This window comes from Citrobacter sp. Cpo221, assembly GCF_030332345.1.
Taxonomy (GTDB): domain Bacteria; phylum Pseudomonadota; class Gammaproteobacteria; order Enterobacterales; family Enterobacteriaceae; genus Citrobacter; species Citrobacter portucalensis.
Genome location: NZ_JAOWIA010000043.1, coordinates 1 through 16,143 on the forward strand (window position 1 = coordinate 1; position 16,143 = coordinate 16,143).

The following is a 16,143-nucleotide window of genomic DNA, read 5'->3' on the forward strand; positions in this document are numbered from 1 at the left end:
TGTAAATAGACCCGTTTTAGTTCCAGGCATTTTTTGAGATCCCGGCCAAATGATTGTGTTGCCGATATTCCTCCGGCGTCATATTGTTCAGTGATTCATGCGGGCGTTCACAGTTATATTCTGACACCCATCTTTCCGTGATTTCCCGCACTTCATTCAGCGTTCTGAACAGATAAAAATCGAGTATTTCTGTACGGTATGTTCGGTTAAAGCGCTCAATAAAAGCGTTCTGCGTCGGCTTACCCGGCTGAATAAATTCCAGTTTTACTGCATGTTGCTCTGCCCATTCAGCCAGTGCAAGTGAGATAAATTCCGGACCATTATCCATGCGTAGCATGACCGGATAGCCGCGATTTGCCGCGATCCTGTCGAGTACACGGACCACGCGCAAAGCTGGCAGATTCAGATCGATTTCAATCGACAATGCCTCACGGTTAAAGTCATCAACGACATTGAACGTGCGAAAACGACGGCCACAGACCAGAGCATCATGCATAAAATCGACAGACCAGCTCTGGTTCAGCGCTTCCGGTGTGGCCAGTGGCGAGGGATTACGCACCGGCAACCGTTGTTTGCCTTTACGGCGAAAATTCAGCTTCAGCAGACAATAAATACGATGGATCCTTTTGTGATTCCACGGGTATCCCTGCCGCCGCAGAACCTGGAAAAGTTTTGGAAAACCGTACCGTGGGTATCGCTCTGCCACTGCCTGTAACGCGACAATAACGGGTTCGTCACGCGTGGTATCCGGACGGTAATGGTAAACCGTTCTGCTCAGGTTCAGACTCCGGCAGGCCTGACGGATACTGAGTCCAAATGTCGTTATCAGATGAGTGACCAGCTCACGCTTAAAGGCTGGTTTTAAAGCTTTTTTTCGATAACGTCTTTCAGCGCCCGGTTCTCAAGGCTCAGGTCGGCAAACATCTGTTTGAGACGTCGATTCTCGTCCTCAAGATCCTTGATCTTTTTAATATCAGAAGCCTCCATGCCGCCGTATCTGGACTTCCAGTTGTAGTAGGTGGCTTCAGAGATACCGGCCTCCCGGCAGACATCTTTAACGGTTCGTCCGGCTTCAACCGATTTAATTACAGCAATGATCTGATGCTCAGTAAAACGGGCTTTACGCATAGCGATCTCCTTTGTTGGCAGAGTGATTATGCCGGAGGGTCTCTAAATGTGAATGGCACGATTATGCGGGATACTTACAGTTATATCTGGCTGTTGTTCTCGATCTCTTCTCACGTCGGGTTATAGGCTGGAGCATGGGAGGACGAATGACCGCTGAATTAGTGATGGATGCATTATTGATGGCGGAATGGCGACGTAAACCGACAGCAGAAGTATTAATCCATTCAGATCAGGGTTCTCAATATACCAGCGAAAGGTGCCAGCATTTTATGGCATCTCACAATTTGAAAAGCAGCATGAGTCGTCGGGGTAATTGCCATGACAACGCAGTGGCAGAAAGCTTTTTCCAGTTGCTAAAACGGGAACGCATAAAGAGACGGATCTATAAAAACAGGGAAGAAGCGAAGGCAGATATCTTCGATTATGTAGAGATGTTTTATAATGCTAAACGCCGCCACAGTGCCTGTGAGGATCAACCCCCTGCAATTTATGAAAGTGCCTGGTTCATGAGGCACGGAACCGTCTAGGAAACTGAGGTCTATTCAAAATAAGATAAAACATAATAATTTCATCAAGTTGCATGGTAATTTATCCAGGATCCATTTGTGTCCAGGACGTAAGTCTTCACAGCTGTCGAATCAATTCTATTTCGTAAGGCGGCTCACGTTTTTATGCCCTGAGCAGCGCTTTTCCGGCTGGAACTTTCCACCCACTCATTCATTGTGATTTAATATGCTAAACCGGTTTAATTAAGTTTAGCCTTGGAGGGTTTTAGCATGAAAGCAAAAGTTTGGGTTCTGGGCGACGCAGTGGTGGACCTGCTACCGGAGAGTGAAGGGCGCTTGCTACAGTGCCCTGGAGGCGCGCCGGCTAACGTGGCGGTAGGGGTTGCCCGCCTTGGCGGCAACAGCGGATTTATCGGCCGCGTCGGCGGTGACCCGTTTGGCCGCTACATGCGTCATACCCTGCAACAGGAGCAGGTCGACGTCAGCCATATGTATCTTGACGATCATCACCGCACGTCCACTGTGGTGGTCGACCTTGATGACCAAGGTGAACGCACCTTTACCTTTATGGTACGCCCCAGCGCTGACCTGTTCCTGGCTGAAGAAGACCTGCCACAGTTTGCCGCCGGACAGTGGTTGCACGTCTGCTCCATCGCGCTCAGCGCCGAGCCCAGCCGCAGTGCTACCTTCGCGGCTATGGAGAACATCAAGTCTGTCGGCGGTCGGATCAGCTTTGACCCTAATATTCGTCCTGATCTCTGGCAGGATCAGGCTTTGCTGCAAGCCTGCCTCGATCGCGCTTTGTCCATGGCAAACGTGGTAAAGCTATCGGAAGAGGAGCTGGTCTTCATCAGCGGCAGTAAAGATTTAGCATACGGAATCGCCAGCGTAACAGAGCGCTATCAGCCGGAATTGCTACTGGTGACGCGGGGCAAAGCGGGGGTGCTTGCCGCTTTTCAGCAGAAGTGTACCCATTTCAGCGCTAAACCGGTTGTCAGCGTGGATACCACCGGTGCGGGCGATGCGTTTGTCGCCGGACTGCTTGCCAGCCTTGCTGCCAACGGGATGCCGGCGGATATCAATGCCCTGGAGCCAACGCTCGCTCTGGCGCAAACCTGCGGTGCCCTGGCAACCCTGGCGAAAGGCGCGATGACTGCCCTGCCATACCAGCGCGATCTACACCGCCAGATTTGATCCTAAATACCGTCGTACGCGGTCCACTTTGTTGCATCCATCACACTTATTAAACCGGTTTAGCAAAATCAATTTCAAAATGTTAAATGTCGTGCTTAACATAGCAACTAAACCGGTTTAGCAAAAACACACAATGTTTTATTTTCCTTTTGGGATGCAATCAATATGTTCAGAAAAAGCACACTCGCGGTTCTTATCGCTTTGCTAACCGGCGCCGCCTCAGCCCATGCACAAACGGATCTCAGCAGTATCGAAGCCCGTTTAATTGCGCTGGAAAAACGCTTACAGGATGCCGAAAACAGAGCGCAAACGGCAGAAACCCGCGCAGAGTCGGCAGAGAAGAAAGTACAGCAGCTCACGACACAGCAACAAAAAACCCAGGACAGCACTCAGGAAGTGGCTCAGCGTACCGCCAAACTGGAGAAAAAAGCCGATGAGAAAAGCGGGTTTGAGTTCCACGGCTACGCCCGCTCCGGCGTGATAATGAATGACTCCGGCGCCAGCACCAAATCCGGAGCCTACATGACGCCAGCAGGGGAAACCGGTGGGGCTATTGGCCGCCTGGGAAACCAGGCCGATACCTATGTTGAAATGAATCTTGAACATAAGCAGACCCTGGATAACGGGGCAACGACCCGCTTCAAAGTCATGGTCGCCGACGGTCAAACCACTTATAACGACTGGACGGCGAGCACCAGTGATTTGAACGTGCGTCAGGCCTTTGTTGAACTGGGCAACTTGCCCACCTTCGACGGGCCGTTTAAAGGCTCCACCCTGTGGGCCGGGAAACGCTTTGACCGGGATAACTTTGACATTCACTGGATCGACTCGGATGTCGTGTTCCTCGCCGGTACCGGCGGCGGTATTTATGATGTCAGGTGGAACGACAGCGTTCGCAGCAACTTCTCTCTTTACGGGCGTAACTTCGGCGATATTGCTGTTACCAGCAACAGTGTGCAGAACTACATCGTCAGCATGAACAATTTCATCGGGCCGGTGCAGATGATGGTCAGCGGGATGCGGGCAAAAGACAACGACGAACGCCAGGATACCAACGGTAATCCGGTCAAAGGCGATGCGGCAAATACCGGTGTACATGCGCTGCTCGGGTTGCACAACGACAGTTTTTACGGCCTGCGTGAAGGTGCCAGCAAAACCGCCCTGCTCTACGGTCACGGACTGGGTGCCGAAGTTAAAGGTGTCGGCTCTGACGGCGCGTTACGCTCGGGGGCTAACACCTGGCGCTTCGCCAGCTACGGCACCACGCCACTGAGCAAGAACTGGTTTATCGCCCCGGCGATACTGGCACAAACCAGTAAAGACCGTTATGTCGATGGCGACAGCTACCAGTGGGCAACCCTCAACATGCGTCTGATCCAGGAGATCAATCAAAACTTCGCCCTCGCTTATGAAGGCAGTTACCAGTATATGGATCTCAAACCTGAAGGTTATAACGATCGCCATGCGGTAAACGGCAGCTTCTACAAGCTCACCTTCGCCCCGACCTTTAAGGTTGGCGACATCGGCGATTTCTTCAGCCGTCCTGAAATCCGTCTTTACACCTCGTGGATGGACTGGAGCAAAAAACTCAATAATTACGCCAGCGATGACGCGCTGGGCAGCAGTGGTTTTAAATCGGGCGGCGAATGGTCGTTCGGGATGCAGATGGAAACCTGGTTTTGATGGTTAACACCTGGCGACAGTAACCGCCGGGGCGACAAAATACGTTTCGTCGCCCCGGACACAATAACAACGAAGAGAATGCGCCCCGGCTACCACGGGACGACAACTCGAAAATCAATACGCATTCAGAGGGTACTATGGATTTTGAACAGATTTCCCGCTCGCTACTTCCGCTTCTGGGAGGCAAGGAAAATATCGCCAGCGCCGCGCACTGTGCCACACGCCTGCGCCTGGTGCTGGTCGATGACTCACTGGCCGATCAGCAGGCCATCGGCAAAATTGATGGGGTGAAGGGCTGTTTCCGTAACGCCGGACAGATGCAGATTATCTTCGGCACCGGGGTGGTGAACAAAGTCTACGCCGCCTTTATCCAGGCGGCAGGGATTGGCGAATCCAGCAAATCGGAAGCTGCCGACATTGCGGCGAAAAAACTGAATCCTTTCCAGCGCATTGCCCGCCTGTTGTCGAACATCTTTGTGCCGATCATCCCGGCTATCGTCGCCTCCGGCCTGTTGATGGGCCTTCTGGGGATGGTTAAAACGTACGGCTGGGTCGACCCGGGTAACGCCATCTACATCATGCTGGATATGTGCAGCTCAGCGGCGTTTATTATTCTGCCGATTCTGATTGGCTTCACCGCCGCCCGCGAGTTCGGTGGTAATCCTTATCTTGGCGCGACGCTTGGCGGCATCCTGACTCACCCGGCGCTCACCAACGCCTGGGGTGTGGCCGCCGGTTTCCACACCATGAACTTCTTCGGCCTTGAGATTGCCATGATCGGCTATCAGGGCACGGTGTTCCCGGTGCTGCTGGCGGTGTGGTTTATGAGCATCGTTGAGAAACAGCTACGTCGCGTGATCCCCGATGCACTGGATCTGATCCTGACGCCGTTCCTGACGGTGATCATTTCCGGTTTTATCGCCCTGCTGATTATCGGCCCGGCTGGTCGCGCGCTTGGCGACGGTATTTCGTTTGTCCTCAGCACCCTGATTACCCACGCCGGTTGGCTGGCCGGACTGCTGTTTGGCGGTCTCTATTCGGTTATCGTCATTACCGGTATTCACCACAGCTTCCACGCCATCGAAGCGGGACTGCTGGGCAACCCATCCATCGGCGTCAACTTCCTGCTGCCGATTTGGGCGATGGCCAACGTCGCTCAGGGCGGTGCTTGTCTGGCGGTGTGGTTCAAAACGAAAGATGCCAAAATCAAAGCCATTACCCTGCCCTCGGCGTTTTCTGCCATGCTCGGCATCACCGAAGCGGCGATTTTTGGTATTAACTTACGCTTTGTAAAACCGTTTATCGCAGCCCTGATTGGCGGCGCGGTGGGCGGCGCGTGGGTGGTATCCATGCATGTTTACATGACCGCGGTGGGCCTGACGGCTATCCCTGGCATGGCTATCGTGCAGGCCAGCTCGCTGCTGAACTACATTATCGGGATGGTTATCGCCTTTGGCGTCGCCTTTGTCGTCTCCCTGGTACTGAAATACAAAACGGACGCTGAATAATGTCACATCCATCACGCCTGCCTGCGATTTTGCAGGCTGTTATGCAGGGCCAGCCGCGCGCGCTGACCGACAGCCACTATCCCCGCTGGCACCATGCGCCGGTGACCGGGCTGATGAACGATCCCAACGGCTTTATTGAATTTGCCGGACGTTATCACCTGTTTTATCAGTGGAACCCGCTCGCCTGCGATCATAAGTTCAAGTGCTGGGGGCACTGGAGCTCTGCCGACCTGCTGCACTGGCAACATGAGCCGATCGCGCTCATGCCGGATGAAGAGTATGACCGCAACGGCTGCTACTCCGGCAGCGCCGTGGATAGTCAGGGCACGCTCACCCTGTGCTATACCGGCAACGTAAAATTTGACGACGGCAGCCGAACCGCGTGGCAGTGCCTGGCGACGGAAAATGCCGACGGCACGTTTACCAAACTCGGCCCGGTATTACCGCTGCCGGAGGGCTATACCGGCCACGTGCGTGACCCGAAAGTCTGGCAGCACGAAGGTCGCTGGTACATGGTGCTGGGCGCACAGGATTTGCAAAAGCGTGGCAAGGTGTTGTTATTCAGCTCAGCGGACCTTCATGAGTGGACGAGTCAGGGCGAAATCGCCGGTTATGGCATCAATGGCCTGGACGACGCGGGCTATATGTGGGAATGCCCGGACCTGTTTGCCCTCGGCGACCAGCATGTCCTGATTTGCTGCCCGCAGGGCGTGCCTCGTGAGAAAGAGCGCTATCTCAACACCTACCCGGCAGTGTGGATGAGCGGCGATTTCGACTACCACCGCGCGGCCTTCGAGCATGGCGAACTGCACGAATTGGACGCAGGGTTTGAGTTCTACGCCCCGCAAACCATGCTTACCAGTGATGGCCGCCGTCTGCTGGTCGGCTGGATGGGCGTGCCGGAGGGCGAAGAGATGCTTCAACCGACCCTCACCAACGGCTGGATCCATCAGATGACCTGCCTGCGTGAGCTGGAGTTTATCGATGGTCAGCTATACCAACGTCCTCTACGAGAGCTGAGCGCCCTGCGCGGCGAAGCGCACGGCTGGGCAGGGAACTCCCTGCCGCTGGCACCGATGGAAATCGTTCTACAAACCACTGGGGACGATATTTTGAGCCTCGATTTTGACGGCGCATTAACCCTTGAACGCGATGCCAGCGGGATCCGCCTGGCCCGACCCAGTCTGGCCAGCGACGAGAAGCATTATCGTTACTGGCGCGGAGACGTCCGCTCGCTGCATATTTTCATCGACCAGTCTAGCGTGGAGATTTTCATCAACGGCGGCGAAGGAGTGATGAGCTGCCGCTACTTCCCGGCCTGTTCAGGGCAGCTAATGTTCTCCGGCATCACACCGGACGCATTCTGCTACTGGCCGCTGCGAACTTGCATGGTAGAATAAGCGTTTTGCCTCAAGCTCATGGCGTCGTAATGAAAACTAAACGCGTAACCATTAAAGATATCGCCGAACAGGCTGGCGTCTCAAAAGCGACCGCCAGCCTAGTACTGAACGGTCGTGGTAAGGAGCTGCGTGTGGCGCAGGAAACGCGTGAGCGAGTACTGGCGATTGCCCGTGAGCAGCACTATCAGCCAAGCATTCACGCCCGCTCGCTGCGCGACAACCGCAGCCACACCATCGGACTGGTGGTGCCGGAGATCACCAACCACGGCTTTGCGGTCTTTTCACATGAGCTGGAAATGCTGTGCCGCGAAGCAGGCGTCCAGCTATTGATCTCTTGTACTGATGAAAACCCCGGTCAGGAGAGCGTGGTGGTCAATAACATGATTTCCCGCCAGGTTGACGGTCTGATCGTCGCTTCATGTATGCACAACGATGCCGACTATCTTAAGCTCAGCCAACAACTGCCAGTAGTGCTGTTTGACCGTTGTCCTAATGAAAGCCTGCTGCCGCTGGTGATGACTGATTCGATTACCCCAACGGCGGAACTGATTTCCCGCATTGCACCTAAGCATAGCGATGAGTTCTGGTTTTTAGGCGGTCAGTCGCGTCTGTCGCCTTCACGCGATCGTCTGACCGGCTTCACGCAGGGTTTGGCTCAGGCGGGTATTGCACTGCGCCCGGAATGGGTGATTAACGGTAACTACCACCCGAGCTCAGGCTATGAGATGTTCGCCGCACTCTGCGCGCGACTTGGGCGGCCGCCTAAGGCGCTGTTCACTGCCGCCTGTGGACTGCTCGAAGGGGTACTGCGCTATATGAGCCAGCACCATTTACTCGACTCAGATATCCATCTGACGAGCTTTGACGATCACTATCTTTATGATTCGCTGTCGCTGCGTATCGATACCGTACAGCAGGATAACCGCCAGTTGGCCTGGCACTGCTATGATCTGATAAGCCAATTGATCGAGGGCGATACGCCCGAAACGCTACAACGCTACCTGCCCGCAACGCTGCAGTTTAGGCATCAGTAATAACTGAGCATTTTTGAATACCCTACAGAGGTGAAATCTGGTGCGAATCCAACAATCAAAAATCAATATTTGTAGTGATGTGATGCGGATAGGTCTTCACTGCATCAGTAATCACACCAATCGGTTTAAACGGCAAACTGAATGGTGGTAAAGACTGACACCGGCATTATTACTGTCACTGTGGAACATCACTCCGGCGGGTTTACCGCGAGCTTCCCACGCAATTTCCAGCGCTTTGATGTCAGCTTGCTGTCCGGTGAGAATGACATTGCCCAACCCTCAGGTTTCCTTGCGAACAGATCGAGAACAACAGCAAGGTAAGCCCAACGCTTGCCTGTCCAGAGTAGAGTAAGAGGCAGGGCGTAGTCGCACTATTTCCCTGCCTCTCCTCTCCGAACCGGACGTGCACCTTTCAGCGCATCCGGCTCTCCATTTAAACACTGGCAAACGCCATTGCCACTTCTGTGAAACGCGATGTATACGTATTTCTGGCTTCTGTCCTCAGGTAAGGGTTACCTTCTGGCAAGCGCCAGCGGAACAGCTTCTTGCCTTGCCCGACCAACCGATAAAGTACTTCACCGTTGAGCTTCCCGTGGTTGGTTTTACCAAATAAAACCCACGTTTTACTCTGCCCCGGTTTCGGTGATTTACACCACCACCTCATCAGGTAGGCAATACCTTTACGATATTTTCGGGCCAGCCAGTGAGCCAGCTTCCAGAACACCACTCGATCGATATAACTGAATACTTTGGCTTTAAAATCAACGAACTGATAGAACGCAGCCCAGCCTTTCAGTTTCCGGTTGAGTGTCTCAACCATATCGATTTTGCTTTCACTGTAATTGCCTGATAACAAAGCCGTTAGCGACGCAGCGAAGTTTCTGGCTTTCTCCTTCGGGATCGTCGAGACCATCCGCATATCGCCGTAACGACTGCGTTTACGGATGATCCTGTGACCCAGAAAGATAAAACCGTCATTAACATGGGTGATCCGGGTCTTGTCCATGTTCAGCCTGAGTTTCAGACAGCCTTCAAGTACGCTTCGGCACTCTTCTCTGATGGTTTCCGCCTGCGCTTTGGTGCCTTTGACAATAAGCACGAAGTCATCGGCATACCGACAGTACGCCACAGCGGGCTTCCATTGCCAGTTTTCCCTGACCGCTGTACTTCGACCTCGCTGGATACTGTTGTTCCAGTACCAGCGGTCCTTTCGGGCTTTCCCGCTCAGGTAGCGTTTATGCAGATACTGATCGAACTCATTCAGCATAATGTTCGACAGCAACGGCGAGATCACTCCGCCCTGCGGTACGCCTTCACTGGCCGCCCGGAAGAGACCGACATCAACATGCCCCGCCTTGATGGTTTTCCACAGCAGAGTCATGAAACGTGCATCACTGATCCTGCGGCGTACAGCCTTCATCAGCAGTCGATGATGTACGGTGTCGAAGTAACTGGACAGGTCGCCTTCAATTACCCAGCGTCCCCGTGTTTCACCGCAGTCAGTGAGCTGTAATTTCACCGTTCGGATCGCATGGTGGACACTGCGCTCAGGCCGGAAGCCATATGAGAGCGTATGAAAATCACTCTCCCATATTGGTTCCATCGCCATCAGCATGGCTCGCTGAACAATACGATCCCGTAACGCGGGGATGCCCAGTGGTCGCAGTTTGCCGTTGCTTTTAGGAATGTAAACCCGTCTGGCGGGCAAGGGCTGGTAGTGACCTGAGAGTAATTCATTCCTGAGGATTTGTAGCTCAACAGCCAGTCTGGCCTGTAGCATTGTCTTGTTCACGCCATCAACGCCGGGGGTATGCGCCCCCTTTGATGAAAGCGTGATCCGCGCCGCATCAGCCAGCCATTCTGGTTGTGTTATCAGACGCAGCAGCCGTTCAATCCGTCGGGACGGATCGGCTGTTGCCCATGTGGCAAGCTTGCGTTGCATTTCGCTGATTATCAAAGGTCTTCACCTCATTGGGTCAGTTAATTCACTTCGCAAACATATTTAAACTGCTTCCCTTCGCCATGTAATGGGCTTTCCCCACCGCGGACTACTACGGAAGCTCCGCCAGCCAGTGCGTTATCAGGGCCATGCCCCCTTAATATCCGTCACTGACCTTCCCCGGTTCACCTGCCTGGACTCAGACATACTGAGGAGGCTGCCCGTCGCACTCTTTATCCTTGCTTGCCGCAAGTTGGCAGAAGTCAGCAACGCGAGCGTGATAGGCGCTGCTGTCCCGGTGTTTTGCATACATGTCAAAACACCTTCGACCGACAGTGCTTACGTATCACTGGCAGTTCCTCCTGCACGGCCTGTCAGATCACGTAGGCCGTGGTGACATTTTCAACCCACAGAGGCGGATTAACGGGTTCATGTTCTTCAGCCTTTCAGCACTCAACCTTGAGGATCATCTCGGCTTAGTGATCTCGCCTCAATCCCCGTTGTCAGCGGGTTACATCACCCTGCGGGCATGCCGCAGGTCACTGCCGCTCAGGCTCTCCACCGTCACACCCGGTGGGATTGTTGGGCTTCTCGTCATGAGTTGCCGTTTCAATATTCCAGACAGACTCGTGGTTCATTTGAGCATCCATGCCCGCCCTGAACTACGGGCACACTATACGTCACATCGCCGCACCACACCTGATTCGGTTCTGTCACTGCAAACTGTCGCTCAAGGCGATTCGGGATAGCGGTGTGTTCATGACCACCACGTTTATACCGGTGGGTAGGCTGCTGACAACTCACCAGACCCGGTTCTTTCATGAGCCTTCCGGCAAGCCAGCGTCCCATTCTGAAGCCTTTCAGGGTTGCCATAATCGCGATACTTCTTGCGCCAGCAGAGCCATGGCTGATGTTATGCAGTTCCAGAACCTGACTGCGTAACACAGCTCGCATGCCGTCTGGCTTTTCGGGGCTTTTTCCCCAGTATTTGTAGCTGCTGCGATGAACCCCGAACACGTGGCAAAGTGTGACCACAGGATACTGCGCTCTGAGTTTCCTGATTAATGAGAACTGTTCAGGGAGTCTGACATCAAGAGCGCGGTTGTAGATTCAATTGGTCAGCGCAACAGTTATGTGAAAACATGAGGTTGCGGAGGATCTTTGGATGAGACGGACATTTACAGCAAAGGAAAAAGCATCTGTTTTTGAACTGTGGAAGAACGGAACAGGCTTCAGCGAGATAGCTAATATCCTGGGTTCGAAACCAGGAACCATCTTCACTATGTTAAGGGATACTGGCGGTATAAAACCCAATGAGCGCAAGCGGGCTGTGGCTCACCTGACGCTATCTGAGCGCGAGGAAATACGAGCCGGTTTGTCAGCCAAAATGAGCATTCGTGCGATAGCTACTGCACTAAATCGTAGTCCTTCGACGATCTCACGTGAAGTTCAGCGCAATCGAGGCAGGCGCTATTACAAAGCTGTAGATGCTAATAACCGGGCCAACAGGATGGCGAGAAGACCAAAACCGTGCTTACTGGATCAGAATTTACCGTTGCGAGAGCTTGTTCTGGAAAAGCTGGAGATGAAGTGGTCGCCAGAGCAAATATCAGGATGGTTAAGACGAACGAAGCCGCGTCAAAAAACACTGAGAATATCGCCAGAGACAATTTATAAAACGCTGTATTTTCGTAGTCGTGAAGCGCTACACCACCTGAATGTACAGCATCTGCGCCGATCGCACAGCCTACGTCATGGCAGACGCCATACTCGTAAAGGTGAAAGAGGCACCATCAACATAGTAAACGGAACGCCAATCCACGAACGTTCGCGGCATATCGATAACAGACGCTCTCTGGGGCACTGGGAAGGCGATTTGGTGTCAGGTACAAAAAACTCGCATATCGCCACACTTGTAGACCGAAAATCACGTTATACGATCATCCTGAAACTCAGAGGAAAAGACGCTTTCTCAGTGAATCAGGCTCTTACAGAAAAATTCCTGAGCTTGCCACCTGAACTCCGGCAATCACTGACATGGGACAGAGGAATGGAGCTGGCTAGGCATCTGGAATTTACTGGTAGCACGGGCGTTAAAGTTTACTTCTGCGATCCTCAGAGTCCCTGGCAGCGAGGAACAAACGAAAACACTAATGGATTAATCCGACAGTACTTTCCCAAAAAAACCTGCCTTGCCCAATATACTCAACATGAGCTGGATAAAGTCGCAACTCAGCTAAACAACAGGCCAAGAAAGACACTGAAGTTCAAAACACCGAAAGAGATAATTGAAAGGAGTGTTGCGTTGACAGATTGAATCTACAACGGCTTTTTTTAATATGTCCCGTTCGTCGGTAACCCGCTTCAGCTCTTTCTGGAGACGGCGGATCTCGGTCTGAGCAACTGACTGTTCTTTATTAGCGGAAGAATCCGGACCGTACTTCTTTATCCAGGCGTAAAGGCTGTGAGTGGTGATATCGAGACGTGTTGCAACGCTGGCAACAGAATAACCGCGATCGACAACCTGTTTGACTGCTTCAGTTTTAAACTCTTCGGGATAACGCTTACCGCTCATGGGCACCTCTCTTTAAGCCATCTTAAATGACTCTGAGGTGTCTGTTAAACCCGTGGCGATTCAACTCATTAATTATTCTTCACCAATATCTTTATAGAATGCTATTTCCTTATATTCCGCATTAGGTATACGTAGGAAAACAAAACAACGTTTTATATAATAACGATTAATGACGTTAGCAAAACCGTTCATATACTAAAATGGTCCATCTCAATGAATTTTGCATAGGGTCTATTGATTAGGCTGTTTTTTCTACAAGCAACAAGAAAGAATAGATATTACTAATTTTGTAATGTTATTATTTTTAACGAACTAATTATCGCTCTAATTTTTTTTCGTGAGTAACGCTTTTAAATTGAAGTGCTAGTTTGTTTAGTGTATTACTATTTTTTAACCATATAGCTCATTACAATATGCTTAGAAAGCAATAGAACAGATTGAGTTGGCACTGAAATAGGCTAAAACCGACATACGTATCGGGGAAGAGAACAGAATTTTGTGAGGCGGCGTGAGGAATGAGGGCGTAGAAGATTATGATTAAGAAAACATTATGCAGCTTATTGCTGGCCGTACTTTGTGGCGGCATGGTTGGCCCCGCAGTGAGTGCGGAGAATGACCATCGGTATATTAGTATTCGTAATACGGATAGCAGTTGGGTGCAGGGCGTGTGTTCTTTGGTATTCCGGCTGGGTAACGGCGGTGATGGGACATTCAATAACCTGACAGTCAGCTTACAATTAACTGATAAATCGGGAGCCGTTCTGGAAAAAGGAACTCTTGATGTTCAGCCGTTTGGCGATAGCAGTGCAACTCGCTCAACCCTTTCGGCAACTGAATTCAGCTGTGATGCGGTTGAAAATACAGCCAACATCGTGATTACCCACGTTGAGGAAACGTCTTCGGATGGTTCAGTCCATGCTCTGCCACTGTCGATGTTTGATCCGCAATATTATCAACCATTAAAAATGAGCGTACAAAAAAGCGGATAGCTTTAGCTGCCTTCTATGGGGATGATAGATATACATCCCCATTACGACGAAATAAGCGTTTATGCTTTGTTGATTAAATCGATAATACGATCGCCTTCTGTATCTTCTTGCGCAACTCGGCTAAAGATGCTGCCATCGTTTTGTGTACCCACCTTGATAGGTTCCTTGCAATCTTTGTGGAAGATTCTTTTCCCTTTTTTTGTGACAACCACACCTGACATATCGCCGTGCTGCTCTTTATCGTAAACAATATATTCATAGGGGCCTTTGACGACACGTATCCAGTAAAGCGAGCCACCGGCGATCATCTGAGAATTATAGTAGGCGTTAACCCCCGGTTGATTAGTGACAAGATTCAGCTCAGCAGTCGGAGCAGACTGGGTTCCCAGGGCATATCCCGCGCTATCCTGCGCAATAAAGGCGCTGGCGTATTTATTATTGGTGAGCAGGCATTCCAGCGTTAATTGTTCCTGATCCTCCGCACTGTAAGACGCAGCTAAAGCTGTCTGGCTGAGTGACATACAGACAATGGTCAACGCTGCAATTCGTAGAGTTAATTTCACGTTCCTTACTCCTTTATAAACTGACATGTTTAAGATTAGTGGCCGTTCTTTACTTGTTTGCAGGTATCCAGCCAGCCAGCTGTATCAATTTTGCCGTTCGCTAGGTATTTTTGCTGATTCTGCCAATGAGCAGCGAGGAACGGCTTAAGACCGGAAAGACGTTTATTCAGCGTCAGCATCTGATTGAACACGTTCACTTCGCCTTTTAGCCCTGCTTGCCCATACAGGGTGCCGGAATCCACCAGACTGCTGGCGTAGTAGCTCGTTAGCTGCTGTAGACGATCGGTTTGTTCCGCCAGCTTATTTTTGCGGATGGCACAGTTGGCATCGCTGCTGTCTTTATCTTTGCACAGCAGCTCATAATTGTGATTGAGGAAGTCAAGGAAACGACCATCGTCCTGTAATTTGGTACAGAGAAAAGAGCCCAGATTCAGGCTGGCGCGGATAGACTGTGCTCTTTCTTCTTGCTGCTGCTGGTTGCTGGCACGAAGTTGGTTTTCCAGATCTTTCAGCTTTTTCTTCAGCTCGCCGTCTTCAACGCCAGAAGCCAGGCTACCTAACGCTTTCGCCGTATCATTGGACCCGGATTTGCTGCTCTCTGCGCCCGTTTTATCATCACCGAGAGTCGACCAGTTTTTCTCAAGAAGTTTGACCCGGTCCGTTGAGGTAATTGCCTGGGAAACCAGCACCAACCGCAGGCCCATTGTTTTACTGGTAAAAGGCTGGGCATTATCGTAATAGTTAATTTCTTTACGGCTAGCGCTGCGGATATCCGACTCACTGGACATCACGCTGCCGCCACGCACCACAAAACCGCCAGCCTGGCCATGCAATCGATTAATTTTATTGAGGTAGAAGGGGGTAAACATCATCTCAGAGACGTTGCCTAACATATCGTACAGGCCGAGCGGGTTAGGATTTAACAGACCGATGAGCTGAAGTTTCCCGTTTGAGGACTGCGAACCGGAATACCACTCATAATTTTTGATGTCGTCCATCGGATAACGGGAATCACGAAACTGTGCGGTATCCACTTTCAGACCGCCGCGCGCGGCAAACTCCCACTCTACTTCGGTGGGAAGTCGTAAAAAACCTGGCTTGTTATCTTCTTTCGGCAGCTTGTCGAGCGCGTTTGCGCGTAACCACTGGTTATATTTATCGGAGAAATTAACGGCCTCAAACCAACTGATGCTGGTTTGAGGGAGGCTAAGTTTACGCGATGGTGTCGGGCAAGTATCGGAAGTTAATGCCTGATATTGCAATGCCGTCAGCTCATATTTCGCCATTAAATAATAACGGCCTTTATTTTGGGGCGTTTCAGTAAAGCTACCGGCGATAAACGTGGGATAACTGTGTTCCACAAAGCCCCATTCACTGCCATCTTCCCCTAAGGTGATGGGAATATCATCCAGAGGACCGGCTACTGGAATTTCTACCCGACGAAATACCATCGAACCTTCGCAGGGCATAGGCAAAATCACGTCATCGCTATCCGGCTTCGGATTATAGGTTTTCTCTGCCCACGGTTCTGCCAGCGCGGGGGAGATCTTCACCAGCAGGGCTAGCGCCAGGCAGCGCGATAATGTGGAAGGAGTAAAGGCCATGAACGATCTCCGCTAAAATA

Annotated in this window: 11 protein-coding genes and 4 pseudogenes; 8 read left to right on the forward strand and 7 right to left on the reverse strand. The window is 51.6% G+C overall.

What is annotated here, in order from left to right; all coding sequences use genetic code 11:
* Window positions 1-16 precede the first annotated feature (16 nt).
* Window positions 17-1,128 (reverse strand): IS3 family transposase gene (locus tag OGY72_RS08705; RefSeq protein WP_103848104.1). Its coding sequence is split into 2 segments (ribosomal slippage): window positions 17-867 and window positions 867-1,128, totalling 1,113 coding nucleotides; the frame shifts between segments, so codons are not numbered across the junction.
* An 80-nt stretch (window positions 1,129-1,208) separates the two neighbouring features.
* Here OGY72_RS08705 and OGY72_RS08710 point away from each other — a divergent pair.
* From OGY72_RS08710 to OGY72_RS08735, 6 genes and pseudogenes are all read left to right on the forward strand, one after another.
* A pseudogene (locus OGY72_RS08710) lies at window positions 1,209-1,655 on the forward strand (IS3 family transposase); the annotation flags it as partial.
* Window positions 1,656-1,904: 249 nt separating this feature from the next.
* Entirely contained in the window at window positions 1,905-2,828 is a 924-nt protein-coding gene (cscK, locus tag OGY72_RS08715) for a fructokinase (protein WP_047359077.1), read from the forward strand.
* Between the two features lie 165 nt (window positions 2,829-2,993).
* Window positions 2,994-4,511 carry a carbohydrate porin gene (locus OGY72_RS08720; RefSeq protein ID WP_047359078.1) on the forward strand — a complete coding sequence of 506 codons (1,518 nt, stop codon included), beginning with the start codon at window positions 2,994-2,996 and terminating at the stop codon, window positions 4,509-4,511.
* A 137-nt stretch (window positions 4,512-4,648) separates the two neighbouring features.
* Complete coding sequence (locus OGY72_RS08725) at window positions 4,649-6,019, forward strand: sucrose-specific PTS transporter subunit IIBC (protein WP_000345204.1); 1,371 nt, start codon at window positions 4,649-4,651, stop codon at window positions 6,017-6,019.
* Window positions 6,019-7,419 (forward strand): sucrose-6-phosphate hydrolase, encoded by a 1,401-nt coding sequence (locus tag OGY72_RS08730; RefSeq protein WP_040232051.1) that lies wholly within the window; start codon window positions 6,019-6,021, stop codon window positions 7,417-7,419. Before OGY72_RS08725 ends, OGY72_RS08730 begins: the two co-directional genes overlap by 1 nt.
* Window positions 7,420-7,448: 29 nt before the next feature.
* Window positions 7,449-8,453, forward strand: a complete 1,005-nt coding sequence (locus OGY72_RS08735; RefSeq protein WP_003029591.1) for a LacI family DNA-binding transcriptional regulator — start codon at window positions 7,449-7,451, stop codon at window positions 8,451-8,453.
* A 165-nt stretch (window positions 8,454-8,618) separates the two neighbouring features.
* Here OGY72_RS08735 and OGY72_RS08740 read toward each other — a convergent pair.
* From OGY72_RS08740 to OGY72_RS08750, 3 genes and pseudogenes are all read right to left on the reverse strand, one after another.
* Window positions 8,619-8,806 (reverse strand): annotated as a pseudogene (locus OGY72_RS08740) (DDE-type integrase/transposase/recombinase); the annotation flags it as partial.
* 80 nt (window positions 8,807-8,886) lie between these two features.
* The gene (gene ltrA / locus OGY72_RS08745; RefSeq protein ID WP_047358972.1) at window positions 8,887-10,395 is read right to left on the reverse strand and encodes a group II intron reverse transcriptase/maturase; all 1,509 of its coding nucleotides are present in this window, start codon (window positions 10,393-10,395) and stop codon (window positions 8,887-8,889) included.
* 672 nt (window positions 10,396-11,067) lie between these two features.
* Window positions 11,068-11,493 (reverse strand): annotated as a pseudogene (locus OGY72_RS08750) (transposase domain-containing protein); the annotation flags it as partial.
* Window positions 11,494-11,557: 64 nt separating this feature from the next.
* On the opposite strand from OGY72_RS08750, the gene OGY72_RS08755 reads away from it, so the two are divergent.
* Entirely contained in the window at window positions 11,558-12,709 is a 1,152-nt protein-coding gene (locus tag OGY72_RS08755; RefSeq protein WP_040063370.1) for an IS30 family transposase, read from the forward strand.
* Between the two features lie 9 nt (window positions 12,710-12,718).
* On the opposite strand, the pseudogene OGY72_RS08760 reads toward OGY72_RS08755, so the two are convergent.
* Window positions 12,719-12,967 (reverse strand): annotated as a pseudogene (locus OGY72_RS08760) (transposase); the annotation flags it as partial.
* Window positions 12,968-13,500: 533 nt separating this feature from the next.
* Here OGY72_RS08760 and OGY72_RS08765 point away from each other — a divergent pair.
* On the forward strand, window positions 13,501-13,956 hold the full coding sequence (locus OGY72_RS08765) for an IrmA family protein (protein WP_047363966.1): 456 nt from the start codon (window positions 13,501-13,503) through the stop codon (window positions 13,954-13,956).
* A 59-nt stretch (window positions 13,957-14,015) separates the two neighbouring features.
* Here OGY72_RS08765 and OGY72_RS08770 read toward each other — a convergent pair whose 3' ends face one another.
* Together OGY72_RS08770 and OGY72_RS08775 are read right to left on the reverse strand one after the other, a co-directional pair.
* Window positions 14,016-14,519 carry a hypothetical protein gene (locus OGY72_RS08770; RefSeq protein WP_040232055.1) on the reverse strand — a complete coding sequence of 168 codons (504 nt, stop codon included), beginning with the start codon at window positions 14,517-14,519 and terminating at the stop codon, window positions 14,016-14,018.
* Between the two features lie 35 nt (window positions 14,520-14,554).
* Window positions 14,555-16,123 (reverse strand): formylglycine-generating enzyme family protein, encoded by a 1,569-nt coding sequence (locus tag OGY72_RS08775; RefSeq protein ID WP_047358973.1) that lies wholly within the window; start codon window positions 16,121-16,123, stop codon window positions 14,555-14,557.
* Between the last annotated feature and the right edge of the window lie 20 nt (window positions 16,124-16,143).

Bases quoted from the DNA above. Each gene is read 5' to 3' on its own strand.
- cscK (WP_047359077.1), top strand. From the start codon at position 1,905: ATGAAAGCAAAAGTTTGGGTTCTGGGCGACGCAGTGGTGGACCTGCTA.
- OGY72_RS08720 (WP_047359078.1), top strand. From the start codon at position 2,994: ATGTTCAGAAAAAGCACACTCGCGGTTCTTATCGCTTTGCTAACCGGC.
- OGY72_RS08725 (WP_000345204.1), top strand. From the start codon at position 4,649: ATGGATTTTGAACAGATTTCCCGCTCGCTACTTCCGCTTCTGGGAGGC.
- OGY72_RS08730 (WP_040232051.1), top strand. From the start codon at position 6,019: ATGTCACATCCATCACGCCTGCCTGCGATTTTGCAGGCTGTTATGCAG.
- OGY72_RS08735 (WP_003029591.1), top strand. From the start codon at position 7,449: ATGAAAACTAAACGCGTAACCATTAAAGATATCGCCGAACAGGCTGGC.
- ltrA (WP_047358972.1), bottom strand. From the start codon at position 10,395: ATGCAACGCAAGCTTGCCACATGGGCAACAGCCGATCCGTCCCGACGG.
- OGY72_RS08755 (WP_040063370.1), top strand. From the start codon at position 11,558: ATGAGACGGACATTTACAGCAAAGGAAAAAGCATCTGTTTTTGAACTG.
- OGY72_RS08765 (WP_047363966.1), top strand. From the start codon at position 13,501: ATGATTAAGAAAACATTATGCAGCTTATTGCTGGCCGTACTTTGTGGC.
- OGY72_RS08775 (WP_047358973.1), bottom strand. From the start codon at position 16,123: ATGGCCTTTACTCCTTCCACATTATCGCGCTGCCTGGCGCTAGCCCTG.